The sequence below is a fragment of the Flexivirga sp. G2 genome (genome assembly GCF_055397625.1).
The window spans coordinates 3,976,937-4,003,555 of the sequence record NZ_AP039675.1 but is presented as its reverse complement, the minus strand read 5'-3'; the positions used below and the strand labels follow the sequence as shown (position 1 = coordinate 4,003,555).

The 26,619-nt window shown below is 68.3% G+C and carries 24 protein-coding genes; 9 read left to right on the top strand and 15 right to left on the bottom strand.

Translation table 11 applies throughout. The features are described 5' to 3' along the window. Window positions 1-72: 72 nt before the first annotated feature. Both ligD (ACZ50J_RS19330) and ligD (ACZ50J_RS19325) read right to left on the bottom strand, forming a co-directional pair. Window positions 73-993: a non-homologous end-joining DNA ligase gene (gene ligD, locus ACZ50J_RS19330; RefSeq protein WP_464298781.1), complete on the bottom strand. Its 921-nt coding sequence runs from the start codon at window positions 991-993 to the stop codon at window positions 73-75. A 79-nt stretch (window positions 994-1,072) separates the two neighbouring features. Next, complete coding sequence (gene ligD / locus ACZ50J_RS19325; RefSeq protein ID WP_464298780.1) at window positions 1,073-2,035, bottom strand: non-homologous end-joining DNA ligase; 963 nt, start codon at window positions 2,033-2,035, stop codon at window positions 1,073-1,075. Window positions 2,036-2,117: 82 nt separating this feature from the next. Between ligD (ACZ50J_RS19325) and ku the strand changes: the two genes are divergently transcribed. Further along, window positions 2,118-3,113, top strand: a complete 996-nt coding sequence (gene ku / locus ACZ50J_RS19320; RefSeq protein WP_464298779.1) for a non-homologous end joining protein Ku — start codon at window positions 2,118-2,120, stop codon at window positions 3,111-3,113. On the opposite strand, the gene ACZ50J_RS19315 is transcribed toward ku, so the two are convergent. Further along, window positions 3,114-4,643 (bottom strand): tyrosine-protein kinase domain-containing protein, encoded by a 1,530-nt coding sequence (locus ACZ50J_RS19315; protein WP_464298778.1) that lies wholly within the window; start codon window positions 4,641-4,643, stop codon window positions 3,114-3,116. 192 nt (window positions 4,644-4,835) lie between these two features. Between ACZ50J_RS19315 and ACZ50J_RS19310 the strand changes: the two genes are divergently transcribed. Beyond that, window positions 4,836-5,363 (top strand): arsenate reductase/protein-tyrosine-phosphatase family protein, encoded by a 528-nt coding sequence (locus tag ACZ50J_RS19310; protein WP_464298777.1) that lies wholly within the window; start codon window positions 4,836-4,838, stop codon window positions 5,361-5,363. A 7-nt stretch (window positions 5,364-5,370) separates the two neighbouring features. Here the strand turns inward: ACZ50J_RS19310 and ACZ50J_RS19305 are convergent, their stop codons facing one another. Continuing rightward, window positions 5,371-6,504, bottom strand: a complete 1,134-nt coding sequence (locus ACZ50J_RS19305; protein ID WP_464298776.1) for a hypothetical protein — start codon at window positions 6,502-6,504, stop codon at window positions 5,371-5,373. Window positions 6,505-6,715: 211 nt separating this feature from the next. Here ACZ50J_RS19305 and ACZ50J_RS19300 point away from each other — a divergent pair, with 211 nt between their 5' ends. The 3 genes from ACZ50J_RS19300 (at window position 6,716) to ACZ50J_RS19290 (ending at window position 10,750) form a co-directional block, all read left to right on the top strand. Next, window positions 6,716-9,247, top strand: a complete 2,532-nt coding sequence (locus ACZ50J_RS19300; protein ID WP_464298775.1) for an ATP-dependent Clp protease ATP-binding subunit — start codon at window positions 6,716-6,718, stop codon at window positions 9,245-9,247. Between the two features lie 222 nt (window positions 9,248-9,469). Beyond that, a complete protein-coding gene (locus tag ACZ50J_RS19295; protein ID WP_464298774.1) occupies window positions 9,470-9,982 on the top strand; it encodes an amino-acid N-acetyltransferase in 513 nt (170 codons plus the stop codon). A gap of 234 nt (window positions 9,983-10,216) precedes the next feature. Beyond that, window positions 10,217-10,750, top strand: a complete 534-nt coding sequence (locus tag ACZ50J_RS19290; RefSeq protein ID WP_464298773.1) for a CGNR zinc finger domain-containing protein — start codon at window positions 10,217-10,219, stop codon at window positions 10,748-10,750. 9 nt (window positions 10,751-10,759) lie between these two features. Here ACZ50J_RS19290 and ACZ50J_RS19285 read toward each other — a convergent pair whose 3' ends face one another. Beyond that, window positions 10,760-11,224, bottom strand: coding sequence for an N-acetyltransferase family protein (locus ACZ50J_RS19285; RefSeq protein ID WP_464298772.1), 465 nt, complete (start codon window positions 11,222-11,224; stop codon window positions 10,760-10,762). Between the two features lie 96 nt (window positions 11,225-11,320). On the opposite strand from ACZ50J_RS19285, the gene ACZ50J_RS19280 reads away from it, so the two are divergent. Then, entirely contained in the window at window positions 11,321-11,638 is a 318-nt protein-coding gene (locus ACZ50J_RS19280) for a UBP-type zinc finger domain-containing protein (RefSeq protein ID WP_464301374.1), read from the top strand. A 6-nt stretch (window positions 11,639-11,644) separates the two neighbouring features. Here ACZ50J_RS19280 and ACZ50J_RS19275 read toward each other — a convergent pair whose 3' ends face one another. The 7 genes from ACZ50J_RS19275 to ACZ50J_RS19245 all read right to left on the bottom strand — a co-directional run bounded on the left by ACZ50J_RS19275 (window position 11,645) and on the right by ACZ50J_RS19245 (window position 20,371). Then, window positions 11,645-12,613 (bottom strand): ABC transporter ATP-binding protein, encoded by a 969-nt coding sequence (locus ACZ50J_RS19275; RefSeq protein WP_464298771.1) that lies wholly within the window; start codon window positions 12,611-12,613, stop codon window positions 11,645-11,647. 2 nt (window positions 12,614-12,615) lie between these two features. Further along, a complete protein-coding gene (locus ACZ50J_RS19270) occupies window positions 12,616-13,446 on the bottom strand; it encodes an ABC transporter permease (RefSeq protein WP_464298770.1) in 831 nt (276 codons plus the stop codon). After that, window positions 13,443-14,237: an ABC transporter permease gene (locus ACZ50J_RS19265; protein ID WP_464298769.1), complete on the bottom strand. Its 795-nt coding sequence runs from the start codon at window positions 14,235-14,237 to the stop codon at window positions 13,443-13,445. The genes ACZ50J_RS19270 and ACZ50J_RS19265 overlap by 4 nt, the downstream gene beginning before the upstream one ends. 112 nt (window positions 14,238-14,349) lie before the next feature. Then, complete coding sequence (locus ACZ50J_RS19260) at window positions 14,350-14,895, bottom strand: gluconokinase (RefSeq protein ID WP_464298768.1); 546 nt, start codon at window positions 14,893-14,895, stop codon at window positions 14,350-14,352. 38 nt (window positions 14,896-14,933) lie between these two features. Then, window positions 14,934-15,836, bottom strand: coding sequence for an HhH-GPD family protein (locus ACZ50J_RS19255; protein WP_464298767.1), 903 nt, complete (start codon window positions 15,834-15,836; stop codon window positions 14,934-14,936). 30 nt (window positions 15,837-15,866) lie between these two features. After that, window positions 15,867-16,943: a DNA integrity scanning diadenylate cyclase DisA gene (disA, locus tag ACZ50J_RS19250; RefSeq protein WP_464298766.1), complete on the bottom strand. Its 1,077-nt coding sequence runs from the start codon at window positions 16,941-16,943 to the stop codon at window positions 15,867-15,869. A gap of 152 nt (window positions 16,944-17,095) precedes the next feature. Further along, window positions 17,096-20,371, bottom strand: coding sequence for a GH92 family glycosyl hydrolase (locus ACZ50J_RS19245; protein WP_464298765.1), 3,276 nt, complete (start codon window positions 20,369-20,371; stop codon window positions 17,096-17,098). Between the two features lie 304 nt (window positions 20,372-20,675). On the opposite strand from ACZ50J_RS19245, the gene ACZ50J_RS19240 reads away from it, so the two are divergent. Beyond that, window positions 20,676-21,719: a LacI family DNA-binding transcriptional regulator gene (locus tag ACZ50J_RS19240; protein ID WP_464298764.1), complete on the top strand. Its 1,044-nt coding sequence runs from the start codon at window positions 20,676-20,678 to the stop codon at window positions 21,717-21,719. On the opposite strand, the gene radA is transcribed toward ACZ50J_RS19240, so the two are convergent. The 3 genes from radA to ACZ50J_RS19225 are packed head-to-tail and all read right to left on the bottom strand — an operon-like array spanning window position 21,709 to window position 24,746. Continuing rightward, window positions 21,709-23,172, bottom strand: a complete 1,464-nt coding sequence (gene radA, locus ACZ50J_RS19235) for a DNA repair protein RadA (protein ID WP_464298763.1) — start codon at window positions 23,170-23,172, stop codon at window positions 21,709-21,711. The genes ACZ50J_RS19240 and radA overlap by 11 nt on opposite strands. Before the next feature lie 36 nt (window positions 23,173-23,208). Then, window positions 23,209-23,922: a class I SAM-dependent methyltransferase gene (locus tag ACZ50J_RS19230; RefSeq protein WP_464298762.1), complete on the bottom strand. Its 714-nt coding sequence runs from the start codon at window positions 23,920-23,922 to the stop codon at window positions 23,209-23,211. Further along, a complete protein-coding gene (locus tag ACZ50J_RS19225) occupies window positions 23,919-24,746 on the bottom strand; it encodes a DUF3109 family protein (RefSeq protein ID WP_464298761.1) in 828 nt (275 codons plus the stop codon). The genes ACZ50J_RS19230 and ACZ50J_RS19225 overlap by 4 nt, the downstream gene beginning before the upstream one ends. 111 nt (window positions 24,747-24,857) lie before the next feature. Between ACZ50J_RS19225 and ACZ50J_RS19220 the strand changes: the two genes are divergently transcribed. Together ACZ50J_RS19220 and ACZ50J_RS19215 are read left to right on the top strand one after the other, a co-directional pair. Next, window positions 24,858-25,784, top strand: a complete 927-nt coding sequence (locus ACZ50J_RS19220; protein ID WP_464298760.1) for a Ppx/GppA family phosphatase — start codon at window positions 24,858-24,860, stop codon at window positions 25,782-25,784. A gap of 25 nt (window positions 25,785-25,809) precedes the next feature. Further along, window positions 25,810-26,619 carry a sugar phosphate isomerase/epimerase family protein gene (locus tag ACZ50J_RS19215; RefSeq protein WP_464298759.1) on the top strand — a complete coding sequence of 270 codons (810 nt, stop codon included), beginning with the start codon at window positions 25,810-25,812 and terminating at the stop codon, window positions 26,617-26,619.

The window sequence follows — 26,619 nt, the reverse complement described above, 5'->3', positions numbered from 1 at the left end:
GAAGCTCTCGGCAACGCCGTTCGGTGCATGGATTCCATGCACCGAACGGCGTTTTCATGTGTGTGACATGTGTCAACTCCGACGCAGTCCGTCGGCGAACAAATCGCCATACTCCTGCAGTCTTTCCGGCACCTCGTCGAACAGTATTTGATGCAGACTGCCGGATTCTCGGGCGCCGTTCTCGATCTCAGTCCAAGTGCGCGGTGCGGCCGCGGTCGGCCGGTCCTTCCCGCGCAGTGAATACGGGGCGATCGTTGTCTTCGCCGCGGTGTTCTGCGACCAGTCGAGCAGCACCTTTCCGGGTCGCTTCGATTTGGTCATCTTCCACACCACCAGGTCCGGGTGTTCGCGAGTGAGTTGCTGTGCCAGTTCGCGGGTCGCATCCCGTATGGCGTCGCTGCTCCGAGCGCCTCCAGGGCCGGGGTCGAGGGCGGCATACACCTGCATGCCCTTGCTGCCGGACGTGACCGGCACGCACCGGTCCAGGCCGATGTCGGCCAACCGCTCGCGCACGATCAGCGCCAGTTGCGCGCACTCGGTGAGCCCGGCCGGTGCGCCCGGGTCGAGGTCGATCACCAGACGGTCCGGCGCGACGGGTCGGCCGTCCACCAACCGCCACTGCGGCACGTGGAACTCCAAGGACGCGAGGTTGACGAGGTAGACCAGCTCGGCGAGATCGCCGATCACCGGATAGACGACCTCGTCACCGGTGCCGCGTGAACCGGACGACGGCAGGGCCACCCGCGGCAGCCAGGACGGCGCACCCGGCGGGAGGTTCTTCTCGAAGAAGGACAGGTCGGAAACGCCGTGCGGCCAACGGATTCGAGTTGCCGGACGGTCCGCGAGCACCGCCAGGAGCGGCTCCGCGACCTGTGTGTAGTAGTGCAGCACCTCGCCCTTGGTCGTCTCGGTGCCCGGGTAGAGCACCTTGTCCAGATTGCCCAGTTTCAGCCGGCGGCCACCGACCTCGGTGGTGATCTGCCCGTCGACCATCAGCCCCACCCCACTACGTTCTCCGCCGCTTCGCCCCTCCGATACATCGCGGGGACACCGGGTCCTGTCCGCCGGCGATTCACGATGGGTCCGCACTTTCGGTCGTGGCGAGCTCGTCGGGAGTCAGATCGTGCCGGATCCCGCGCCAGCTCGGCTGGCGTAGCTGGCCGCCCTCGGAGATCCCGAGGAACTCCACATCTGCGACGAGCTCGGGTCGGACCCAGCGGATCGCGCCGCGGTCGGCCTCCACCGGCAGCGTCTCGTCGAACGGTGACTCGTCAGTGGCCAGTCCGCGCAACCGCTCCAGCAGTTGTGCACCGCGTGCGCCTGCGAGCCCGGAGCCGACGCGCCCGCGGTAGAGCAGCGGCCCGTGCGGGGTCGGGGTCGCCAGGTAGAGCGATCCGAGGACACGATCGTTGTCGCGCTCCGGCAGCCACCCGCACACGACGAACGAGTCCGTGCGGCGATGCACGATCTTGCGCCAGTCGGGACTGCGTCGCCCCGGTCGGTATGGCGAGCCGGCTCGTTTCGACACCACGCCCTCCAGGCCCTTGGCGGCGGTCGCCTCGGCCAACTGCGCACCGTCGGTGAAGGTGGCGGGGACCTGGACGTACCGGGTCGCCAGCTCGAGGCCCTCCAGCAACTGCCGGCGTTGCCGCAGCGGCATCGCCAGGGTGGGCCGGTTCATCGCCTGCAGCACGTCGAAGACCAGGAAGCTTGCGGGTGCCGCGGCCGCGAGCCGCGCAGCCATCGACGCGTCCGAGACGTTGAACCGCTCGGCCAGTGCGGCGAATGACGGAACGCCGTCGGCGAGCACCACCACCTCACCGTCGAGCAGCAGGTCGTCATACCCCTGCAATCCGGCGTCCGGCCGGATCAGCTCGGGGAAGGCGACGGTCACGTCGCGTTCGGTCCGCGAGGTGAGTCGCACCGACGATCCGGAGATGTGCGCCAGCACGCGCATGCCGTCCCATTTCACCTCGTGCAGCCAGTCGTCGCCCTCGGGCACGGTGTCCGCGGGGGTCGCGAGCATGGGGCGCATGGCGTCAATCTTGCCCTGAACTCGCGGGCAACAGCAGCCGCACCGCTTGCTGGCTGTCACACCGACACAGCACAATCGACGAATGCGGGCAATTTGGAAGGGCGCAGTCTCCTTCGGTCTGGTCAACGTGCCGGTGCGGCTCTACTCCGCGACCGAGAACCACGACGTGCAGTTCCGGCAGGTGCACCGCGAGGACGGCGGCCGGATCAAATACCAGCGCGTCTGCTCGATCGACGGTGAGCAGGTGTCGTATGACGACATCGCCAAGGGCTTCGAGACCGAGGACGGCCAGATGGTCGTGCTGACCGATGAGGACCTGGCCCAGTTGCCGGTCAGCAGCAGCAAGGAGATCGCGGTCGACAAGTTCGTCCCGAGCGCGCAGATCGACGCGATGCTGCTGGACAAGAGCTACTTCCTGGAGCCCGACAAGGGCTCGGTCAAGCCCTACGTGCTGCTGCGCGACGCGCTGCGGTCCACCGATCGCGTCGCGTTGGTGACGGTGTCGATCCGTACCCGATCGACGGTGGCGTTGCTCCGCGTGCGCGACGACGTGATCGTGCTGCAGACGATGCTGTGGCCGGACGAGATCCGCAGTGCCGACTTCGGCGTGCTGGACGACGCGAGCGACGTCGAGCCCAGGGAGGCGGAGCTGGCGATGGCCGGCATGCTCGTCGACTCGTTGTCCGGCGACTACGACCCGAGCGACTACCGCGACGACTACGAGCAGGCAGTCAAGGAGGTCGTGCGCGCCAAGGTCGAGGGCAACGAGGTGACCGCGCTGCCCGAGGAGGAGGACGAGGGCGGCGAGGTGCTCGACCTGCTGGCTGCGCTGCAGCAGAGCGTCAACCGCGCGAAGAAGTCCCGCGGCGAGCCGGTCGACGAGTCTGCCGACGAGGAGCCGAAGGCCGCGGCCAAGGCCGAGTCGGCCTCGACGAAGAAGGCAGCGAAGAAGGCGCCCGCCAAGAAGGCGACTGCCAAGAAGACGACTGCCGCGAAGACGTCGAAGTCCGCCTCGAAGGCGACCCCGAAGAAGGCGGCGAAGAAGACCACCAAGAAGCAGGCCAAGAAGGCCGGCTAGCTACTGGGCGCGCTCGCGGCGGCGCATCCGCCGGCTCTCTGGCACGTCGGAGCGATTGGCCGGCTTGGTCGACGGCTTGGACCCGGGCCGCTTGCCCTGGGCGGGACGCTTGTCACTTGCCGCGTGGGTGCCGTCGGTGTGCGAGTCGCCGTAGTACTTCTCACCGGCATACGTGCCGTAGGCGCCGTGGCCGTACTGCGTGTCGCCATACATGATCCGGTTGATCCGGCGGGTGTTGACGCGGTTGAGCACGCCACCGAGCACCCGGCCGCCGACGGCCTCGAGGTTGTGCCGTGCGCGCTGCACGTGCTCGACGCGGGTGTCGGAGGCGGCGACCACGACGACCGCACCATCGGCGCTCGCCGACAGCAGCGCGGCGTCGGTCACCGGCAGCAGCGGCGGTGCATCCAGGATCACCCGGTAGGTGTCGGTGAGCGACTCCAGCAGCTGCCGCATCCGCTGCGACCCGAGCAGTTCACTGGGGTTGGGCGGGATCTGCCCGGCGGTCAGCACGAACAGGCCCGGCTTGTCCGTGGGCTGCAGTGCGTCCTCGACCGAGGCGGTGCCCGCAAGCACCTGGGTCAGCCCGACGGAGGAGTCCAGGTCGTAGATGCCGGCAACGGCGGGTCGGCGCAGGTCGGCGTCGACCAGGATGACCTTGTCGCCGGAATCGGCGATCACCCAGGCGAGCGCGGCCGCGACGGTCGACTTGCCCTCACTCATCCGGGCGCTGGTGATGACGATGCTGCGCGGGTCGTGGTCGACGTCGACGAAGCGCAGGTTGGTGCGCAACTGCCGCAGTGCCTCGCGGGTCGCGAAGTCCTGCTTGCTGTGCAGGGAACGGTCGGCGGCGGCGAGTTGTCGGGTCGCCGGGATGACGCCCAGCACGCTCGAGCCGAGGTTCTCCTCGACGTCCTCCGTGGTGCGCACGCGGGTGTCGCGGCGGTGCTGGATCAGGGCCAGCAGGTAGCCGATGACCAGGCCGGCCAGCACGCCGATGGGCAGGATCTTGGCCGGCTTCGGGTAGGACGGAGCGCTCGGCAGGACAGCGCTCGAGGTGTTCTTGATCGCGACGCCGGTGCCCGGGTCGGCCTTCTGCACATAAGTGGTCAGCACGTTGACGACCGAGTTGGCGATGGACTTCGCGCGGGCCGGGTCCTCGGCGGTGACCGTCACGGTGATGATCGGCTTGTCCTGCGGGACCGTGGCGGTGATCTGGGTGGCCAGCTGATCCTTGGAGATCGACAGCTTCTCCTGCTTGATGACCTCGCCGGTCACCTGACGCGACGTCGCGAGGTCGGCCCAGACCGCGGCGCGCTGCTGGGCGACGAGTCCGCTGCTGTATGCCGCGCCGCTGGAGGCGGTGTCATGGGAGTTGCTCGGTGCGGCGACGAGCGCCTGCGCCGAGGCGGTGTACTGCTTGGTCCGGGTCCAGGTGTATGCCGCGGCAAGGGCGAGGCCGACACAGGCGCACGCCGCGAGCATGATCCAGTAGCGGCGCGTGAGCTTCCACAGGTCTTCCAGTGTCAACGTCTGTCTCCATGACCACGTATCAGAGCCGGGTCGGCGCCGGATCGATGATGCGGTGCAGTTTCCGGCGAACGGGTGACGATGTGGTGCCCCCCGCACTTCCACAGAACGGCGCGAGTATATCCGAGCAGGGCGGATCTGCCCGCCGTGCGAAAATAATCGCCCTGCCCGCCGTACGAGGAGTTCCCCTCCATGTCGCACCTGTTGTTCGTCTGCACCGGCAACATCTGCCGCTCGCCGTTCGCCGAGCGTTACGCGCAGCACGTGGCCGAGCGCAGCGGCATCACCGGGTGGACGTTCGCGAGCGCCGGCGCGGGGGCGTTGGTCGGCTCGGCGATGGAACCCACCATGGCCGGTGAGTTGCGGGCTCTCGGCGGCGATCCGTCCGGGTTCCGGGCACAGTCGCTGAGCCGGGAGATCATCGAGGGAGCCGACCTGATCGTGGCGATGGAGACCTTCCATCGCTCGGTGGTGCTGGACGACTTCCCGGGTCTCGTCCGGCGCACCTTCACCCTCGGGCAACTGGCGCGGATCGCCCGCGACCACCCGGCGGAGGTCCACGGCCGCGAGTTGCTCGCGCAGATCGGCGCGTTCCGGCAGCGGGCGCGGGACGAGGACGACATACCCGACCCCTACCGTCGCGGCCCGGAGCTCGCGCACGAGGTGGCCGGCCGGATCAGCGAACTGCTCGACGAGTTGGTGCCGCGGCTGGGCGACTGAGGTCGCGTCAGGCCGTCCGCTGCAGAACGTTGTGCAGCAGCAGTTCCCGGATGGCGTCGCGGACCAGGTGCGCGGCCCGCGGGTGATGGCCGTGCTCGGCCACGCTCAGCTCGGTCAGCTGCTCGACCGACGTCGCTCGCGCGCAGCCTGCCCAGATCGTGCTGCCCAAGCCGCTGAGCCGGATCGGGTGGGCACCGCTGAGGACCACGATCTCGTCGTCGATACCCACGGCGTCGACATACGGAGCGCGTATGACGCAGGCGGTGTCGCTCAGCTCCGGATCCTGTTCGGTGTCGGCGACCGGCTCGGGTGTCGGGCGACTGGACCGGTCGTCGAAGGGTTCGAACGCCACGACGTCACTCGGGTCCGGGGTGCGCGAGTGGAGCACCTCCCGTAGCAGCGGAGCGGTGTCCTCGATCTCGCGGTAGCGCAGCCGCCATACGCCGCCGGCCCGCTGCAGGGTGCCCGCCAGGGACTGCAGCGGCCGCCGCATCGCGGGCAGTGCGGAGGTCTGCGGGATCAGCTCGAGCAGACCGTCCAGCAGTGGCACCTGCTCCAGTGTCGGGCCGGCGTCCGAATCGGTCGCAGGGTCGGTCGCCGGGTCCCGGTCGCGGTCCAGCAGCACGACCAGGCCGGCGCGAGCTTGCGGCGGGCAGGGTTCGAGGCCGAGGTCGTCCGGCCCGTGCTGGGATTTGTGATGCGGTGCGTCGCCGTTGATGACGACGGACAGCGGCTTCGGGTAGGGCAGCACGTCGTCGTCGGCGCCGATCGACACCGTCTCGTCGGTCACATAGCCGAACCCGGCAGCGCACAGCCGGTGCGCGGCAGTGGTCTTGCCGGTCCCGGACGCGGCCACCAGCACCGCCACCCGCCCGGTGTCCCGGTCGGCGACACCCGCCGCGTGCAGCATCAGCCGCGACCCGGCGGACTCGGTGATCCCGGCCAGCGTCAGCGCGCTGGCGAGGCTGTAGTCGCGCAGGTCCGGATCGTCGAACGGGCTGTAGGGGACCGTCGATGCAACGGGAGCTTCGGCGGGCGCCATACAGCGCGACCATTGGGTGCGAATCCGTCGTACGTCGTCCGCAGCGGGTATGTCGACCGCGAAGACCGAACCCAGGACTTCGATGTGGACGGCCGTCATGCCGGGGATGCTATCTGCTCCCCGGCGGCAGTTTTGTTCGCTCTGCGCGAACAACGCTCCATGGCGGCCGGCGGCGGAACATGCTGGCCGCCGCCGGCGTTGTCCGCACCAAGACCTGCTGCAGCACCGTGGACCGCCCTGTGGTCAACTCTGGCGGCATCCATTGCTGCGGTTAGCATCGATGTAGCGAGAGCTACCCGAGGAGTTAGAGATGTTCGAACGGTTCACCGACCGCGCACGGCGAGTTGTGGTGCTCGCCCAGGAAGAAGCGCGCATGCTCAACCACAACTACATCGGCACCGAACACATTCTGCTCGGGCTGATCCACGAGGGCGAAGGTGTGGCCGCGAAGGCACTGGAGAGCCTGGGCATCTCCTTGGACGCCGTGCGTGAGCAGGTGCAGGAGATCATCGGCCCCAGCCAGCAGACCCAGTCCGGGCACATTCCCTTCACTCCGCGCGCCAAGAAGGTCCTCGAGCTGTCCCTGCGTGAGGGGCTGCAGCTCGGTCACAGCTACATCGGCACCGAGCACATCCTGCTCGGCCTGATCCGCGAGGGCGAAGGCGTCGCGGCCCAGGTGCTGGTCAAGATGGGCGCCGACCTGTCCCGTGTCCGCCAGCAGGTCATCCAGTTGGTGTCGGGTTACCAGGGCAAGGAGCCGCAGGGCGCCGGTGTCGGCCAGCCCGGCCAGGAGAGCGGCACCCCCGCCGGTTCGCTGGTGCTCGACCAGTTCGGTCGCAACCTGACCCAGGCCGCCCGCGACGGCAAACTCGATCCGGTCATCCAGCGTGACAAGGAGATCGAGCGGGTCATGCAGGTGCTGTCCCGACGTACCAAGAACAACCCCGTCCTGATCGGCGAGCCGGGCGTCGGCAAGACCGCCGTCGTCGAGGGGCTCGCCCAGGACATCGTCCGTGGCGAGGTGCCGGAGACGCTGAAGGACAAGCAGCTCTACACGCTCGACCTCGGCTCACTGGTCGCGGGCAGCCGCTACCGAGGTGACTTCGAGGAGCGACTTCGCAAGGTTCTCAAGGAGATTCGCACGCGCGGCGACATCATCCTGTTCATCGACGAGATTCACACGCTCGTCGGTGCGGGTGCCGCGGAGGGTGCGATCGACGCTGCGTCGATCCTCAAGCCGATGCTGGCTCGTGGTGAGTTGCAGACCATCGGTGCGACGACGCTCGACGAATACCGCAAGCACATCGAGAAGGACGCCGCGCTGGAGCGTCGTTTCCAGCCGATCCAGGTGCAGGAGCCGACGATCCCGCACGCGATCGAGATCCTGAAGGGTCTGCGTGACCGCTACGAGGCGCACCACCGGGTGACGATCACCGATGCGGCCCTGGTCGGCGCGGTCAACATGGCCGACCGCTACATCAACGACCGGCACCTGCCGGACAAGGCGATCGACCTGATCGACGAGGCGGGCGCGCGACTGCGCATCCGCCGGATGACCGCTCCGCCGGACCTGCGTGAGTATGACGAGAAGATCGCCCACGTCCGTCGTGAGAAGGAATCCGCGATCGACGGTCAGGACTTCGAGAAGGCCGCGTCCCTGCGCGACGACGAGAAGAAGCTGATCCAGGCCAAGGAGCACCGCGAGAAGGAGTGGAAGGCCGGCGACATCGACGTCGTCGCGGAGGTCGACGAGGAGTTGATCGCCGAGGTCCTGGCTGCTTCGACCGGCATCCCGGTCTTCAAGCTGACCGAGGAGGAGTCCAGCCGGCTGCTGCGGATGGAGGACGAGCTGCACAAGCGCGTCATCGGCAACGACGACGCCATCAAGGGTCTGTCGCAGGCGATCCGCCGTACCCGCGCCGGCCTGAAGGACCCGCGTCGCCCCGGCGGCTCGTTCATCTTCGCCGGTCCGACCGGTGTCGGTAAGACCGAGCTGGCCAAGTCGCTCGCGGAGTTCCTCTTCGGCGACGAGGATGCCCTGATCACGCTCGACATGTCGGAGTTCTCCGAGAAGCACACTGTTTCAAGGCTTTTCGGTTCGCCTCCCGGCTACGTCGGCTACGAGGAGGGTGGCCAGCTGACCGAGAAGGTGCGGCGCAAGCCGTTCTCGGTGGTGCTCTTCGACGAGGTCGAGAAGGCACACCCGGACATCTTCAACTCGCTGTTGCAGATCCTGGAGGACGGTCGCCTGACCGACAGCCAGGGCCGGGTCGTCGACTTCAAGAACACCGTGATCATCATGACCACCAACCTCGGCACACGCGACATCGCCAAGGGCGTCTCGCTCGGCTTCGCGTCGGGCAACGACAGCTCGACCGGCTACGAGAAGATGAAGGCCAAGGTCCAGGACGAGCTCAAGCAGCACTTCCGGCCCGAGTTCCTCAACCGTGTCGACGACACGATCGTCTTCCCGCAGCTGACGCAGGAGGAGATCGTGCAGATCGTCGACCTGCGGGTGGCCGACCTGGACGAGCGGCTCAAGGACAAGGACATGGCGATCGAGCTCACGCCGGCGGCCAAGAAGCTGCTGGCCGAGCGTGGCTACGACCCGGCCCTCGGTGCCCGTCCGTTGCGTCGTGCGATCCAGCGCGAGGTCGAGGACGTGCTGTCCGAGAAGATCCTCTACGGCGAGATCGGTGCCGGCGAGATCGTCCTGGTCGACGTTGACGGCGAGGGCAAGGACGCCACGTTCACCTTCACCGGCAGCCCGAAGCCGGAGGCGCCGGACTCGTTGCCGGTCGAGACCGCCGGCGGTGGCGGGGTCGACCTCGGCAAGGAGTGAGCCGGCTGCTGACTGAGCGATGCCCTGAGTAGCCCGCGAGGGACGAGCGGGCGTATCGAAGGGTAGCTGTATGGCGAGAGGGGCCGAGCGTTTTACGCTCGGCCCCTTCGTCATACCCGCTCCGCTGGGGTGGGTTGGGACTTCGGCCGTGCGTAAGTGGCAACGGTCGCCGGTTGGGTACGCCGTCGCGTCCGCGGACCGGGCGTGCGGAAGGATGGACCCATGACATTGACGGATCCCGCACTGCAGCTCCGGCCGGCGCGAGCGACGGACGTGCGCGGGATCCGCGAGCTCACCAAGCCGTATGTCGAGTCCCGAGCGATCGTGCCCAAACCCGCCGTTGCCTACTACGAGGGAGTCCAAGAATTCCTCGTCGTCGAACGCGAGGGCCGATTGGTCGGGTGCGGGGCACTGCACGTCATGTGGGAGAACGTCGCCGAGGTCCGCACACTGGCTGTCGACGCCGACGAGAAGGGTCAGGGGATCGGCAGCACGCTGCTGGATGCGTTGGTGCAGCGGGCGCGCGACCTGGCCGTGCGTCGGGTCTTCTGCCTGACGTTCGAGGTGGGCTTCTTCTCGGCGCACGGGTTCTCGGTGATCGACGGCGAACCGGTCGAGCCGGACGCCTACGCCGAGATGCTGCAGTCGTATGACGAGGGTGTCGCGGAGTTCCTCGACCTCGATCGCGTCAAGCCCAACACCCTGGGCAACCACCGCATGCTTCTCACGTTCTGAACGATCCGGCGCGCTCACATGACGCGGCTGATCCCTTCGGGGGCGACCGCTGTGGCCTCGTGCAGATCCACCCTACGTGCGCCACAGTCGATGCAGCGCACGTAGCGCACCACCCCGAGTGAAGTCGGATGCCGAGACTCGGTGACCCACGCGTGTTCGGTTGTCGTCGTTGCTCTTTCGAGGGTCTGGCGTTGGCTTCGGGGCGTCATACCCTCAGCGTGCTGTAATGGGCTTATGCATCTCAACCCTTACGGCGAGTATGCCGTCCTGCTGGCCGCGTCCCTCGCGAACGACTGGCCGGCCGACCGCACGGAGATCGATGCACGCACTCGCGAGTTCGGCATGACGATGCGCTTCCCGGAGGCGCCCGGTGATCACCTGGAGACGCGACGGGTGATCGACCGGTGGTTGGCGGTGGTCGACGCCCGGGATCCGGATGAACGCGCCCGATTGCTCAACGTGCTGATGAAGCGCGCCACGGCATACCCGCGGCTGGTCGACCACGACAACGAGGGCTGGCATCTGCACTACCGCGACGAGGACCAGACGATGCCGCACGTGCTGCGAGCCGTGATCAGTGTCGGAACGGCGCTGCACCTGACCACGCGTGGCATGCACCGTCTCGGGCGGTGTGCCGCCGGTGACGCTCCGGGGGACGCCTGCACGAACGTCGTCGTCGACGTCACCCGCAACGGGCGGCAGCGTTACTGCTCGGTGCGCTGCGCCAACCGCGATGCCGTGCGACGGCACCGAGCTCGAGCCGTATGAGGCAACGCGTCAGCCGAGCCGCACACGCATGAGCGGGGCGCTTCGCGCTTCGAACCCGGCGCGCTCGTACATCCCGCGGCCGGCCTCGGTCGCCATCAGTTCGGCCCGGCCGACACCTTGCGCGCGGGCCCAGGCCATCACGGCCTCGAACGCGGCGCGGCCGTGACCGCGGCCGCGGTGTTCCGGCGCGGTGCAGACATTGCTGACCAGGACGTCGCCACCGTTCGGTGACGTCGGCGACGGTGCCGCGTCGCGCACACAGCCCATCGCGCTCGCGACCACCGCCTCGCCGTCGGTGACGACGAAGATCCCGTACGCCGGTTCGTCGAGCCGGCTCTCGAACCACGCGAAGGCGTTGGCCCGCCAGAGGTGGTCGTCCGTGGGAATGTCCATCGAGCGGAACATCTCCACTCGCAACTCGACGAGGGCTGCCTCGTCGCCCGCGCGAGCCCTGCGTACTTCGATCATCGCCATGACGACGAACGTATGACGCGCTTCGTTTCAGCGGTGCAGCGGACTAGCGTTCCAGGGGTGAGTGATTCCACGGACGGTCAGATCGACGTCGACGCAATGCCCAGCGGGACCGGTTGCCAGGACTGCGAATCCGCCGGCGGGTGGTGGGTGCACCTGCGTCGTTGCGCGGCGTGTGGGCACATCGGTTGCTGCGATTCGTCGCCCGGCCAGCACGCCACCGGGCACGCGACCGACACCGGGCATCGGTTCATCCAGAGTTTCGAGCCGGGCGAGGACTGGTTCTTCGACTACGTCTCGCAACAACTGGTCGACGGGCCGGCACTTGCCGAGCCGACGAGCCACCCCGCCGACCAAGGTGTTCCGGCGCCGCAGGATCGGGTGCCGGCCAACTGGATGGAGCTCATCCACCGCTGACGGGCGTCAGCGCGCGGCGCGGTAGATGCGGCGTACGACGTCCTCGATGTCGGGCTCCTCGATGGACAGGTCCCGCAGTTGCGCCTGCTCGCCGACGGCGGCGAGCACCGCGGCAGCAGTCGTCCGGTCGGAGTCGAACGCCAGCCGCTGGCGCGCTCCCGCGACCTCACTGCCCAGGTGGGTCGTGTCCGGTATGCCGGTCAGGTCCGGCGTGGCATCGGCGAAGTCGAGTACCAGGGTCCGGTCGGCGCCGGCGGCGCGGGCGAGCCCGTCGAGGCTGCCGTCATACACGGTGCGACCGTGGTCGACGACCAGCACGCGCTCGCAGAGCCGCTCGATGTCGCCCATGTCGTGGGTGGTGAGCAGCAGGGTGGTGCCGTGTTCGCGGCGTTCGGTGATGAGGAATTCGCGCAGCCGCTGCTTGGACAGCACGTCCAGGCCGATCGTCGGTTCGTCGAGGATGACCAGCCGTGGCCGGTGCAGCAGCGCGGCGGCGACTTCGGCACGCATCCGCTGGCCGAGCGAGAGCTGGCGCACCGGCGTCGCGAGGAACTCCGCCAGCTCGAGCTGCTCGATGAGCTCGCCGGTCCGGGCCTTGGCGTCGGCACCCGGGAGTCGGTGGATCGCGGCGAGGATCTCGAAGGACTCCCGCACCGGCAGGTCCCACCACAGCTGCGAACGCTGGCCGAAGACGACACCGACCTGCGCGGCCAGCCGGCGACGCTCCTTGTGCGGGTCGATGCCGCAGGTCCGGACCGTGCCGCCGGTCGGGACGAGGATCCCGACCAGCATCTTGATGGTGGTCGACTTCCCGGCGCCGTTCGCTCCGATGTAGCCCACGGACTCCCCGGGTCGCACCGTCAGCCGCAGGTCGTCGACCGCCCGTAGGGTCGTCCGGTGCAGCACGTCACGCCCCTTGCCGCGACGAGTGAATTCCCTTGTCAACCCGTCGGTTTCGATGATCAGGTCTGTCATGATCAGCCTCCGCCTCCTTGGTAGTGTCGCACGCCGAAGCGCCACATGATCAATGCAAAGCCCCACATCCACGCCCCAGCGACAGGCGTGCACCACGCGAGCCAGGTCGGCAGGCCGGCTGGTCCGGGAAGGTCGAGCAGGTAGAGCGCCGGAACGTATGCCGCCAGCGCCATCGGGAAGACGAAACCGAAGAGCGCCTTCAGCGGCATCGACCACACGGCTGCCGGTTGGGTCGACGCGTAGCGTCCGCCATACACGAACGCGTTGGTGAACTCGGCGCCCTGGATCAGGAAGAACTGCATCCCGGCCGCCCAGATGTACATCGCGGAGAAGATCGCGATCGCGCAGACGATGGTCAGCACGAGCAACGCCAGGTGCGCTGCTGACCAGTGGATGTCGTTGATCGAGAGCCCGATCGCCAACGATGCCAGGCCGATTCCGGCGCGCGTCAGTCGGCGAAGCGAGATGTCACTGGTCATCAGCTGCAACAGCAGCGGCTGCGGCCGCAGGTAGAAGACGTCCAGCGTCCCTTCGCGGATGTACTTCGGCAGCGTGTCGCAGTGGCCGACGAACATGTCCGCGATCGAGTAGCACATGTCGGCCAGACCGAAGACGAGCAACACCTGCTTGAAGTCCAGGCCGCCCAGCACGCTCACCTGATGGAAGAGCAGCCAGACCTCGGCCAACTCGATCAGGCCGATCAGTCCCGAGCTCACCAGGTCGATGACGAAGTTGCTGCGATAGCTGCGCTGGGAGCGCATTCGAGAGGAGAGCACGGCGCGGTAGCCGTCGAATTGCGTTGGTGTGTGGTTTATTTCGGTCAACGTGTTCACCCGCCTTGCACCTCCAGCTTGCGTTGGCCCGCGTTCGTCATGAGATGTCCGATGAGCAGTGTTCCGGCGAGCCAGGCGAGCTGGACGCCGACCAGCCCGTATGCCGCGCCGCCGGTCGTGCGGCCGGTCAGGATGTCGATCGGGTACATCATCATCGACGGGCACGGCGTGGCCTCCGCGATGACCAGCAGCCAATCGGGGAAGAGCGAGATCGGCACGAAGAGGCCGGCGAAGAAGCCGGAGAGCACCATGTAGAGGATCTGGATGCCTCGGGTCTCGATCAACCAGAACCCCGCAACGGCAACGAGGTACACGGTCGAGAACGAGATGGTGATGCCGATCAGCAGGCTCACCGCACCCAGCAGGTATGGCGCGGGCGAGGCAGGCATCGTCATACCGACGACGAGCGCCCCGATGGCGACGCTCGGCACGCCGCGGGGGATGAGGGCAAACATCGCTTTGCCGACTTCCGTTACGACTGTTGCCAATTGGACGTTGACCGGGCGTAAGAAGTCGATCGCGACGTCGCCGTTCTTGATCCGGTCGGCGAGGTCGAGCCGGCCGTTGAGGTTGATCGATCCGAGCAGCCCCTGGGACACCCAGATGTAGGCGCTCATGCTGCCGACGTCATACCCCTGGACGGTGCCGCCTGCGGCGCGCACGGTGGCGAAGAGCATCGCGACCTTCAGGAAGCCGAAGGTCAGGTTGGCGACGAGGCCGCCGAACATCGCCAGCCGGTAGGCGGCCTGCTCGCGGAAGCCGGCCGTGAGCAGGCGGAAGTAGGCCAGCATTGCCGGCCTGGGGTTGTGGGGACGAAGTGGGAGGGAGGGGTCAATGCCAACCGCACGCACAAACGCAAGAACTTACCCGGTGCGGGGTCTCGCGACAACCCTTATTGCGGCATCAATTCTTCGCGGTGAGACCCAACAACTCGAGGGCCTCCGTCACGGACGCCTCCGGTGACTGGTGCGCGTGCACCACGACGCCGGCCTCGTCGTCCTGGAGCGGCTCGAGTGTCTCGAGCTGCGAGGGCAGCAGTGACGGCGGCATGTAGTGGCCGGTGCGCTTGGCGAGCCGCTCCTCGAGCACCTGCTGCGGGACGTCGAGGTAGACGAAGCGCACATGGTCGCGACCTTCGCGGAGCAGGTCCCGGTAGGCGCGCTTCAGGGCCGAGCAGGTGATCACGGCGCTGCGACCGTCGCGTTCGTGCTCGTCGATCCAGGTGCCGATCGCCCGCAGCCACGGCCAACGGTCCTCGTCGGTGAGCGGGACGCCCGACGCCATCTTGCTGACGTTGGCCTGCGAGTGGAAGTCGTCGCCCTCGGCATACAGCCAGCCCATCGCCTCGGCGATCCCTTCGGCCAGTGTGGTCTTCCCGGAGCCGGAGACTCCCATCACGATGAGGAACTGGGCGTCGTGGGCGGCACTCGTTGCGGCGGGCTCGGTCATGCGGCAACTCTAACCAGCGGCACCGAGCGACCGTCCGGTCAGGCCGGTAGCCGGAAACGTTCGCGGGGGAGCGCCTCGACGAGTCCGTCCTCGATGAGCGAGGAAAGGCAGCGGTCGCGCTGGCCGGAGTCGTGCCAGACGATGTCGAGGTCGGCGCGCGGCACCGGACCGGTCGCGTCCCGCAGCACGGCCAGCAGCTTGCCGCGCACCTGGCGGTCGGTGCCGTGCCATTTCTGTGCCTTCTTGCGCGGCCCGTCGTGCTCGGGCCGGCCGGCGATCACCCACGCGCACCGGTCCGTCGCGGGGCAGCTGTCGCAATCCGGTGTCGCTGCCTTGCAGACCAGTGCGCCCAGCTCCATGACCGCGACGTTCCACCGGGCTGCGCGCTCGTCGTCCGCCGGCAGCAGGCTTTCTGCGAGTCGGGTCTCGGCCGCGGTCAGGCTCGGTGCCGGATGCCCGTCACCGGTCACCAGGCGGGCCTCGACACGGCGCACGTTGACGTCGACGACCGTTGCCCGGATGCCGAACGCGAACGCCGCGACAGCCGCCGCCGTGTAGCTGCCGATGCCCGGAAGGGACTGCAACTGCTGCAGATCCGCGGGTATGACGCCATCGTGCTCGCCGGTGACCGCGGTGGCAGCACCGTGCAGGCGCAGCGCCCGGCGGGGGTAGCCGAGACGGCCCCATTCGCGGACCGCGTCACCGGGGGATGCCGCCGCAAGCGCTGCCGGGGTGGGCCAGAGCTGCATCCAGCGGCGCCATACCGGCTCGACCCGGGCGACCGGGGTCTGCTGCAGCATCACCTCCGAGACCAGGACCGCCCACGGCCGGTCCACCTCCGGCCAGGGCCACCGGTCTGCGGGCACGCGCCACGGCAGGTCGCGCGCGGTTGCGTCATACCAGCGCAGGATGGTGTCGTGCAGCGCCTCGACGTCCCTCATCGGCGCTCGACCGGGTCTCATGTGGGGTAGTCAGACGTAGCGCTCGAGGATGCTGCTCTCCGCCAGGCGGGACAGCCCCTCGCGCACGGCGCGTGCCCGGCTCTCGCCGACGCCCTCGACGGCCATCAGGTCGTCGAAGTCCGCGGCGAGCAGCTTCTGCAGCGTGCCGAAGTGCTCGACGAGGCGGTCCACGATGGCGCCGGGCAGCCGCGGCACCTTGGTCAGCAGGCGGAAGCCGCGCGGGCTGACCGACAGGTCGAGCATGTCGCCGATGACCGAGAAGCCGGCCGCGCGTGCGCCGGCCGACAGGTCCAGCAGCTCGGTGGAGCTCATCTCGGCGAGCCGGGTGATGGCGTCGTCGACGGTGATGTCGGAACGATCGGGGTCCACGTAGTCGCGCACGACCAGCTCGCGGTCGTCGGTGAGCCCGCCGACCAGCTCGTCCAGCTGCAGCGAGATCAGCCGCCCGTCGGTGCCGAGCTCGACGACGTACTCGCTGATCTCCTCACTAATCCGGTGCACCATCTCCAAACGCTGCAGCACGCTGGCGACGTCGCGGACGGTGACCAGGTCCTCGATCTCCAGCGCGGACAGCGTGCCGGTGACCTCGTCGAGCCGGGCCTTGTAGCGCTCCAGGGTCTGCAGCGCCTGGTTGGCCCGGGACATGATCGCGTTGGAGCCCTCGATGACCTTGCGCACGCCTCCGACATACAAAGCGATGATGTGCATCGACTGGCTCACCGAGACGACCGGGAAACCGGTCTGCTTGGCGACGCGCTCCGCGGTGCGGTGGCGGGTGCCGGACTCCTTGGTCTCGATGCTCGGGTCGGGCATCAACTGCGTGCCGGCGCGCAGGATCCGGGACACGTCGCCGTTGACGACGATCGCTCCGTCCATCTTGGCCAGCTCGCGCAGTCGGGTCGCGGTGAACTCGATGTCGATGGGGAAACCACCGGACGACATGTCCTCGATGACGGCGTCATGGCCCATCACGATCAGCGCGCCGGTGCGTCCGCGCAGGATCCGCTCGAGCGCGTCGCGCAGGTCCGTGCCGGGCGCGACGGCGGCGAGGGTCTCGCGGAGGATGACTTCGGGGGAGCGACTCACCCGGTCAGTGTAAGTGGGCCCCGTCACTGCGGACCGCCACCACGCGAGGGCCGGACCTGTCGGAATGATATGTATCCGCCCAGCGCGATGCGGGTGCGATCGGTTGATCGCACCCGCATCTGCTCCTCTTTCGTTTCGGTCAGTGGACCCGCTCAGTGCCGGCGGACCTCCTGCGGTTGCACGTGCTGGCCCTTCGCCGTGATGTGCGGGGCCGCCGGGATGTGCGGCACCTTGGCGTGCGCCTGCGAGCTGGCCGATGTCGTGCCGTCGAAGCCGATCGCGAAGACGTGCGCGTCACCGCCCGTCGCCTTCGGCAGGGTGATGCTCGCGACCGTCTTGCCGGCCGTGAGCGCACCGGACACGCTGAACAGGTAGGTGTTCACGTTGTCGTGCTGGTTGCCCGCACCGTTGCGGTAGGGCAGCGTTGCGACGGTGGTGTCACCCTCGACCGGCTTCGAGCCGCCGGCGTTGAGCGTCCAGTCACTGAAGTTCGCGCTGAACGTCGACGAGGTGCCGTCGGTGTAGTGGACCGTGACGTCGCCGCCGGCTCCTGCCTCCGGGTCACCGTTGGTCGCGGAACCCAGCAGGCCGATCGACGTGGCACCGGCCGGGACGTTCAACGGGATCGTCTGACCGGACTCCTCGATGTTGTTCGGCGTCCCGCTCGGCACGTTCGGCCAGGTGTAGCTGATCGCACCGGACTTCACCGTCGAACCCGGCGTCACACCGGCAGCCGACAAGGCGTCGGCCGAATAGCTGAAGCCACTGGAGTCGAACGACGCCGCGCTCGTGTTGTTGTCGTCGGTCACGCCGGCGTTGGTGTAGTACGGCCACACCTCACCGGATTTCGCGACGCTGACCGAGACCGAGGAGGACGGCAGGTGCCGACCGCTCGCGGTCTTGAAGGTCGCGCCGATCGAGTACCGGCCTTCGGACGTCGCATCCGCGGTGACCTTCAGCGGAGCCGTCTCCGTCGCTCCGGGTGCGACCGTGATGCTGCCCGAGGTGGGCGACACGGTCACTCCCTTCTCGGCGGTCAGACTCCACTTCACGGTCAGCTTGCGCGACGACACGTTGGTCACCGAGACGTTCCCGGCCTGCGTCGCACCCGGCTCCTCGATCAGGCTCGACGGGCCGACGCTGGTGAACGCCGGTGTCTGGCCGGTGCCGTCCGACGGAGGTGCAGCGCTCGCGGCCGTGCCCCAGGTCGTGTTCGGCGCGGTGCCCAGATCGAAGTCCAGGGAGGCGCCCTTGGTGAGCTTGGTGAAGGTGGTCCACGGCTTGGCGTTCGCTTTGCCGTTGATCGTCATACCTTGCACGTATGGCGCGTTGGTCGCCGCGTTGGCAGCGGTGATCGTCGTTGTCTTCCCGTTCGCCTGGTGCACCTGCGCCAGCGGGAAGACCGGGCTTCCGATGACCAGGGTCTGTGTGCCGGGGGTGGACGGGTAGAGACCCAGCTCCGACCAGACGTACCACGAGCTCATCGCGCCGAGGTCGTCGTTGCCGAACTGGCCGACCGGCTTGTCGAAGTACAGCTGCTGCTGCGCCTGGCGCACGACCTGCTGGGTCCGCCACGGCTGACCGATGTAGTCGTACTGCCAGGGGATGTCCACGCTCGGCTCGTTCGACAGGTCGGCGTTGGTGCCGCTCGGCTCGGTGATCGAGGTGAAGAGGCTGTCGAGGAACTTCCCGTATGCCGCGTTGCCGCCCTTGGCGGTTGCGAGTGACTTGATGTTGAACGGAACCATCGGGGTGTACTGCGACGCGGTGCCCTCGACCATGCCGGTGCCGGTCGACGGGGAGAAGCCCGGGACCCACTGGCCGTCGGCCTGCTTCGCCTGGACGTAGCCGGTCGCTGGGTTGAAGGTGTTCTGCCAGTCCTGCGCCCGGGTGGCGAACTGGTTGTAGACGCTGTTGTTCCCGAGCGAGTCGGCGAACGCCGCGATGGAGTAGTCCGCCGAGTCGTACTCGAGCTGGGTCGACACCGGGCCGTAGAAGTTGCAGCAGCCGTAGGACTTGTCGTACGGCAGGTAACCGTAGGTGTCACGGGTGGACTGTCCGGGGCGGACGTTGCTGGTCTGCGTCGCCTGGTCGACCATTGCCGACAGTGCGTGCGAGGTGTCGAAATCCCTTGCGCCGAAAGCGTATGCGTCCGCGATGATCGCGTCGGCGGGATCGCCGACCATTACGTAGCTCTCGCCGTTGTTCTGCGACCACTTGGGCATCTGGCCGATTTCGTCATACTCGTTGAGCATCGAGGTGACCACATCGCTGGTCTCCTTCGGCGCGACCATCGCCGCCAACTGGACCTGGCTGCGATAGATGTCCCAGCCGGAGTAGTTCGCGTACTGCGCGTGACCGGACGCCGCCTGGTGCACCTTGTTGTCGAAGCCCATGTAGTCGCCGTTGACGTCGCTGAAGACGTTCGGGTGCAACAGCGCGTGGTAGAGCGCGGTGTAGAACTGCGACTGCTGCGTGCGGGAGCCGCCGCCGATCTCGATCTTGCCGAGGATCTGGTCCCACGACGCGGTCGCGGCGCTGCGCACCTTGGCGAAGTTCCAGTCCGGGATCTCCGAGCTGAGGTTGGCGACCGCATTCGTGTCGCTGGTGTAGGAAATGCCCACCTTGGCGGTCACGGTCTGCTTGGCGGTCGTGTCGAAGGTCAGCACCTCGCCGGCCGGTCCGCCGCCGGACGCCGTGCCGTATGACGACGCCGTGAACGGTGCGTTGAACTTCAGATCGAAGTGCAGTGTGTAGTCGTTCTGTTGGCCCGAGCCGCAGAAGTGGCCGCTCTTGACCGAGCCGATCAGTTCCTTGTTGCCGACGACCGTTGCGCTGGTGCCGTCGACCGTGGTGGCGGATCCGTTCAGCTTGACGACGAGGTTGGCCGCCTTGCTGGACGGGAACGCGAACTTGCCGATGCCGGAGTGGAGGCTGTCGGTGAGCGAGGTGGTCACGGCGTTGTCGCCGGTGCCCGTCTTCACCTGGTAGTAGCCGGCTTTCGCCTGTTCGCCGGTGTGGCTGAAGGGCGTCTTCAGCGACCCGGGGTTGCTGCCGACGTCGCCGACGAACGGCAGGATCGGGATGTCGCCGCCGGCACCACAGCCCGGTCCGGAGATGTGGGTGAGGCTGAAGCCGGTGATGTCGGAATCGTTGTATTCGTAACCGCCGCCGGCCGGGCGGCTCGGTGTGTCGGGACTCCACTGCATCATCCCGAAGGGCACGTCCGCGCCGGGGAACGTGTCGACCGCGCCGGACGTGCCGACGATGGTGTTGACCAGCGACGCGGGGCTGGACACCGCCTTCGGTGTCGCGTCCGCCGCTCGTGCCGGTCCGGTTGCCGCCAGTGCTCCGGCCGCCAGGGTGACGGATCCGCCGAGCACTCCCGCTGTACGAAGCCAGCGGCGAGGGCGTCTGGTTGGTTTCACTTCTGCTCCTTCGGTCCTGACCGGTCGTGCCGGCCGAACGGAGCCTCCCGAGGGGGGTCGGGAGGTTGTCGCCTCAGGGGACGAGCTGGAAACAGTGAGACAACGTTGTCAAAGTAGACCCGCGACATACGCCCCGTGTGGTGAAGAGAACGGTGAATGTATGGCGGCCGCAGCGCCGGGCGGCGCCATACCCGATCGTCTTTGGCGGATAAAGGCAGCGAAAAGGCTTGGCAACTGTAAGGTTCGGTCCACCCGACCGCGCTGACCAGCGATGCTGAGGGCGGCGAACACGCGAGGAACTTGGATGACAACGAAAGTCACGGACGAGCCGGTGCCAGGCGGGCGGCGGCCGACGATGGTCGATGTGGCCCGGCAGGCCGGCGTCAGCCTGAAGACCGTGTCGCGGGTACTGAACGGCGAGTCCGGGGTGCGGCCTGCGACCGCGGAAGCGGTCGAGCAGGCGGCACGCGAGTTGCGCTTCCGTCGCAACGAGTCGGCGGCGATGCTGCGTCGGTCCGGCGGGCGGACCCACAGCGTCGGGCTGGTCATCGAGGACGTCTCGAACCCCTATTACGCCACCCTGACCAAGGCCATCGAGGACGTCACCCGGGCCAACGGCTTCCTGCTGGTCACCGCCAGCTCACACGGCGACGTGGAGGACGAGCGGCAGATCGTGCGCGACCTGTGCGCGCGGCGGGTGGAGGGCCTGCTCATCGTGCCGAGCAACGGCGACCTGGCCTACCTGGCCGACGAGCTCGAACACGGCACCGTCGTGGTGAGCATCGACCGCCCCGCACGCGGGATCAACGTCGACACGGTCACCGTCGCCAACGCCGAGGGCGTTCGGGACGCAGTCTCGCGGCTCGCCGCAATCGGCCACCGACGCATCGGATTCATCGGCGACACCGCGCACCACACCGGCGACGAGCGGATGAAGGGCTACCGAAATGCGTTGCGAAAAGCCGGCATTCGCGCCGACCGGCGCTACGTGCACCGCGTCCACGACGTCGTGGCGGCACGCGAGGCGGCCCAGCAGTTGCTCGCACTCGACGAACCACCGACGGCGATCTTCGCCGGCAACAACCTGCTGACCCGTGGCGTGCTGGAAGCGCTGGGCGCCCGTCGCAGCAGCATCGCGCTCGTCGGTTTCGACGATTTCGCGTTCGCCGACCTGCTGCAGCCCGCGGTGTCGGTCGTCAACCATGACGTGACCGCACTGGGACGGCTCGCGGCCGAGCAATTGCTGCGCCGGCTCGGCGGCGAGGACTCGCCGCACCAACAGATCGTGTTGTCGACGAGCCTCATCGAGCGCGGGTCCGGGGAGATCAGGCCGACGCTCAGCCGTTGAAGCTCTCTGTCGCGCCTCTTCCCTCGGCTGCGCGCCTCGCTCGTGCCTCGCTCGTGTGCTCGCCTCGGTCGGCGCTCACTGGCATCGCGATGGCGCGCGTCGCCGCGTGCACGTCGCGAACCTCGAGCACCCGCATCCCGGGCGGAGCACTCTCGGTGCCCATCGACCCGGCCGGCACGATCGCCCGCTTGAACCCGATGCGGGCCGCCTCGGCCAGCCGGCGCGGGACGCCGCCGACGCCACGGACGTCCCCGGCGAGACCGACCTCGCCGACTGCGAGCATCCCGGACGGCACCGGGCAGCCGTCCTTGGCCGACGCCAGGGCCAGTGCGATCGCCAGGTCGGCCGCCGGCTCGGAGAGCTTCGCCCCACCGACGGTCGAGACGTAGCAGTCGTCGTCACGCAGTCGCACGCCCGCCCGCCGGTCGAGGACGGCCAGGATCATCGCGGTCCGGGAACTGTCCACGCCGTTGGTGGTGCGGCGGGCCGAGCCGCCGTTGCCCGGCACGAGCAGCGCCTGCACCTCGGTGACCAGGGGTCGGCGGCCCTCCAGCGTCACGGTCACGCAGGTGCCGGGGACCGGCTCCTGCATGTGCGACAGGAACAGTCCGCTCGGGTCCGGCAGGCCGGTGATGCCCATCTCGGTCAGGTCGAAGCACCCGACCTCGTCGGTCGGGCCGAAACGGTTCTTGGCCGCGCGGACCAGTCGCAGCCGCGAGTGCCGCTCACCCTCGAACTGCACGACGACGTCGACCAGGTGCTCCAGCACCCGCGGCCCGGCGATCGAACCGTCCTTGGTGACGTGGCCGACCAGCAGAGTGCCGATGCCCTGGCGTTTGGCGACCTGGATGATCGCGGCCGCCACCTCGCGCACCTGGCTCACGTTGCCCGGTGCGCCATCGACCTCGGCCGACGCGATGGTCTGCACCGAGTCGATGATCAACAGGTCCGGCTGCAGCTTGTCGATCTGGGCCAGCACGGTGCCCAGGTCGGTCTCACTGGCCAGGTAGAGGTCCTTGGCGAGCGCCTCGATGCGCTCGCCGCGCAGTCGCACCTGGGCGGCGGACTCCTCGCCGCTGACGTAGAGCACGGTCTGGCCGTCACGCGCAGCGCGCGCGGCAACGTCGAGCAGCAGGGTCGACTTGCCGATGCCGGGCTCGCCGGCAACCAGCACGACGCCGCCGGTCACCAGCCCGCCGCCGAGCACCCGGTCGAACTCGCCGACACCGGTGGCGCGGTGTTGCGCCCGGCTCGCGTCGACCTCGCCGATCGGCAGTGCAGGTCGCTCGATGGTGGCGGCCGGTGCCGTGCGGACCTGCTGTTGCCCGACCTCGGTCACCGTGCCCCACGCCTGGCACTCGCCACAGCGGCCGACCCATTTGATCGCCTGCCAGCCGCACTCCGTGCAGCGGTATGTCGGGGCGGGTGCCTTCTTGCGTGTACTGCTCGCCATACGCCGGACGATAGACGGTGGGGCGGACAGGACCGGTCAGTAGGCGCGCCAGCGCGCCACGACGGCGTAGTCGACACCGGTGCCGGCGTGCTCGGCCAGGATCCGGTCGGCATTCGCCGGCGTGAACTCGATGCGCACCACTGCCTCGAAGTCGGCGCGGCTGTCGAACTGCCAGCGCATCATCACCGGCACCGACGTGAAGCCGACCCGCCGCCAGAAGCGCTCCACGCCGACCGGGTCGTATGACGGCAGGGCGTTCCGGAACCAGCCGCCGAAGGTCGACCGGGAAGCGTCGTTGTCGATCACGAACGCGACGCCGCCGGGGCGCATGACCCGCTCCAGCTCGGCCAGCCCGGGCTCGCAACCTGCGCCGAAGAAATACGCCCACCGAGCATGCGCGACATCGACCGAATTCGCTTCCATCGGAAGGCTTTCCGCGTTGCCTTGGCGCACCGACACCGTTGTGTCCAGGTCCTCGCGCAGCACACGCGCACGGGCAGCCTCGACCAACGGAGGGTGCGGTTCGACGCCTACGACCGAGCGCGCGGTCCGGGCGAAGAACGGCAGGTGGAATCCGGTGCCGCAGCCGATGTCGAGCACGTCGGCGTCCTGCCAGTCACGCACCCGGCGCATCGCCGCCCAGATGGCACCGTCCGGGTCGACGCCGCGGTTCTCGATCTCGTAGGTGTCCGGGGCGTTCCAGATGTTCGGCGACGGGATCGCCTCGACCGGTGAATCCGGTTGCGTCACTTCTTCTTCCGCGGCTTCGCCGCCTGCTCGGCAGTTTCCTCGGCCAGCAGCGTCGCCGGGTGCACGAACAGCGGCAACAGCTTCCGACCGCCCGGACCGGCTTCCCGCAACGCCGTCGCCTGGAGCAGATGCGCCTCACATCGACGGGCCAGCTCGTCATACGCGTTGTCGCCCATGAGGTGTCTCAGCTCGCCCTCGTTGGACACGTAGACCGGCGACTTCCCCACGTGCGCCTCGGGATTGCCGGAGCAGTACCAATCCAGGTCGTGCCCGCCCGGACCCCAGCCGCGGCGGTCGTACTCACCGATCGAGATCTCCAGGTATGACGTCTCATCCGGCTGCTCGACCGTCCGGAAGGTGCGTCGGATCGGCAGCTGCCAGCACACGTCGGGCTTGATCGTGTGCGGCGGGACCCCGGTCAGCATCGCGTGCTGGTGCAGCGCGCATCCCGCACCGGCGGGGAAACCCGGCCGGTTGTGGAAGATGCAGGCGCCGTCGACGACCCGTGTCTTCCAGTCGCCGTCCTCCTTCTCCCGCCAGCCGTCCGGCGAGTGACCCTCGTCGTAGTACTGCCACTCGTCGGGGCCGAGCTCCTTGACAGCGGCCTTGACGTTCTTCAGGTCGTCCTTGTCCGAGAAGTGTGCGCCGAGGGTGCAGCAGCCGACGTCCGGGGCGTCCGCGTAGATGCCCTGGCATCCGGCGCCGAAGATGCAGGTCCAGGACGACGTCAACCACGTCAGGTCGCAGCGGAAGCGTTCCTCGGCGTCGTCCGGATTGTCGAACTCGACCCAGGTACGCGCGGTTTCCAGTGCTGTCTCGACCACGCGCCACATGGTAGGCGGAGCTCGTACGGCCCGGCCGAAGGACGGCTATCAAACATCAGTAGCTGACGTCGAGATGAGGAACGAAGCTCGACGTCAGATAGCGTTGGGACCATGCGGCTCGGCGTGATCGACGTGGGATCCAACACGGTCCACCTGCTCGTGGTCGACGCGCACCCCGGCGCCCACCCGCTCCCGGCGACCTCGCACAAGCGGGAACTGCGCCTCTCGGAGCACACGTCCCCGGACGGCTCCATTGCATCCGACGGCGTCGAACAACTGACCACCTTCGTCCACGAGTGCCTCGCCATCGCCGATGACCAGGGCTGCGAGGACCTGCTCGCGTTCGCCACCTCCGCGATCCGCGAGGCGCCCAACGGCGACCAGGTGCTCTCCGACGTGCACGCGGCGACGGGAGTGAAGCTGGAGGTGCTGTCCGGCGCCGACGAGTCGCGGCTGACCTTCCTCGCGGTCCGCCGCTGGTTCGGCTGGTCGGCCGGGCGGCTGCTGGTGGTCGACATCGGTGGCGGTTCCCTGGAGTTCGCCGCCGGCATCGACGAGGAGCCCGACGTCGCGCTCAGCCTGCCGCTCGGTGCCGGACGGCTGACCCGCAGCCTGCCCGGCGATCCGCCGTCGGCCGCCGACCTGAAGGTGTTGCGCAAGCAGGTGCGCTCCGACATCGCACGCGTCGTACGCGACCTGCACAAGGTCGGCACCCCCGATCTGGTGGTCGGCACGAGCAAGACGATCCGATCGCTGGCACGCGTCCTGGGCGCGGCGCCACGCGGTGACGGCCCCCGCGTGAAGCGTGTCCTCGACCGCGACGCGCTCGGTGACCTGGTCTCCCGCCTCGCTGAAATGTCGGCCGCCGAACGTGCAGCACTGCCAGGCGTTTCCGCCAGCAGGGCCGGTCAGCTGTTGGCCGGCGCGATCGTCGTCCACGGGGCGATGGACGTCCTGGACGTCGAATCCCTCGACCTGTGCCCGTGGGCGCTGCGCGAAGGAGTCATCCTGCGACGACTCGACTGGCTGGGTGCCTGATGGACGTTGCTTCTGGAGAGGCGTGATGGCGCCGGGACTCACCGTGCCTCAGGGGCGCATCGCCCTGTCCACGTCGTCGGTCTACCCACTGGGTGTCGTCGACGGCTTCGCGATGGCCGAGCGCCTCGGCTATGACGGCGTCGAGGTGATGGTCTGGACCGACCCGGTCAGTCAGGAGTCGGGTGCGCTGCGCAAGCTGGTCGATCACTACGGCATACCGATCGTGTCCATCCACGCGCCGACGCTCCTTCTCACCCAACGCATTTGGGGCCCGGAGCCGTGGCCGAAGATCGACAACTCGGTCGCGCTCGCCGAGGAGGTCGGCGCGCAGACCGTGGTGGTCCATCCGCCGTTCCGGTGGCAGCGGGAGTATGCCGCGGAGTTCGTCGAGGGCGTCGCGCAGCGCAACGCTCGCACCGACGTGCGGATCTCGGTCGAGAACATGTTCCCGTGGCGCGCCCGCGGTCGGGAGATGCAGGCCTACCTGCCCGGCTGGGACCCGGTCGAGCTGGACTACGACCACGTCACGCTCGACCTGTCACACACGGCGACCGCCGGCTCGGACGCCATGGACATGGCCGAAGGTCTCGGTGACCGACTGGCCCACATCCACCTGGCCGACGGGTCCGGATCGTTCAAGGACGAGCACCTGGTGCCCGGTCGCGGTTCGCAGCCGTGCGCCGACCTGCTGGAGTCGCTGGCCGGTCGCGGTTACACCGGCGACGTGGTGCTCGAGGTCGGCACCCGCAAGCATTCGGCCGAGCAGCGCGAGTTGGACCTGGCCGAGGCGCTCGCGTTCGCGCGGTTGCACTTCGCCGCCCCCGCCGCGCACTGA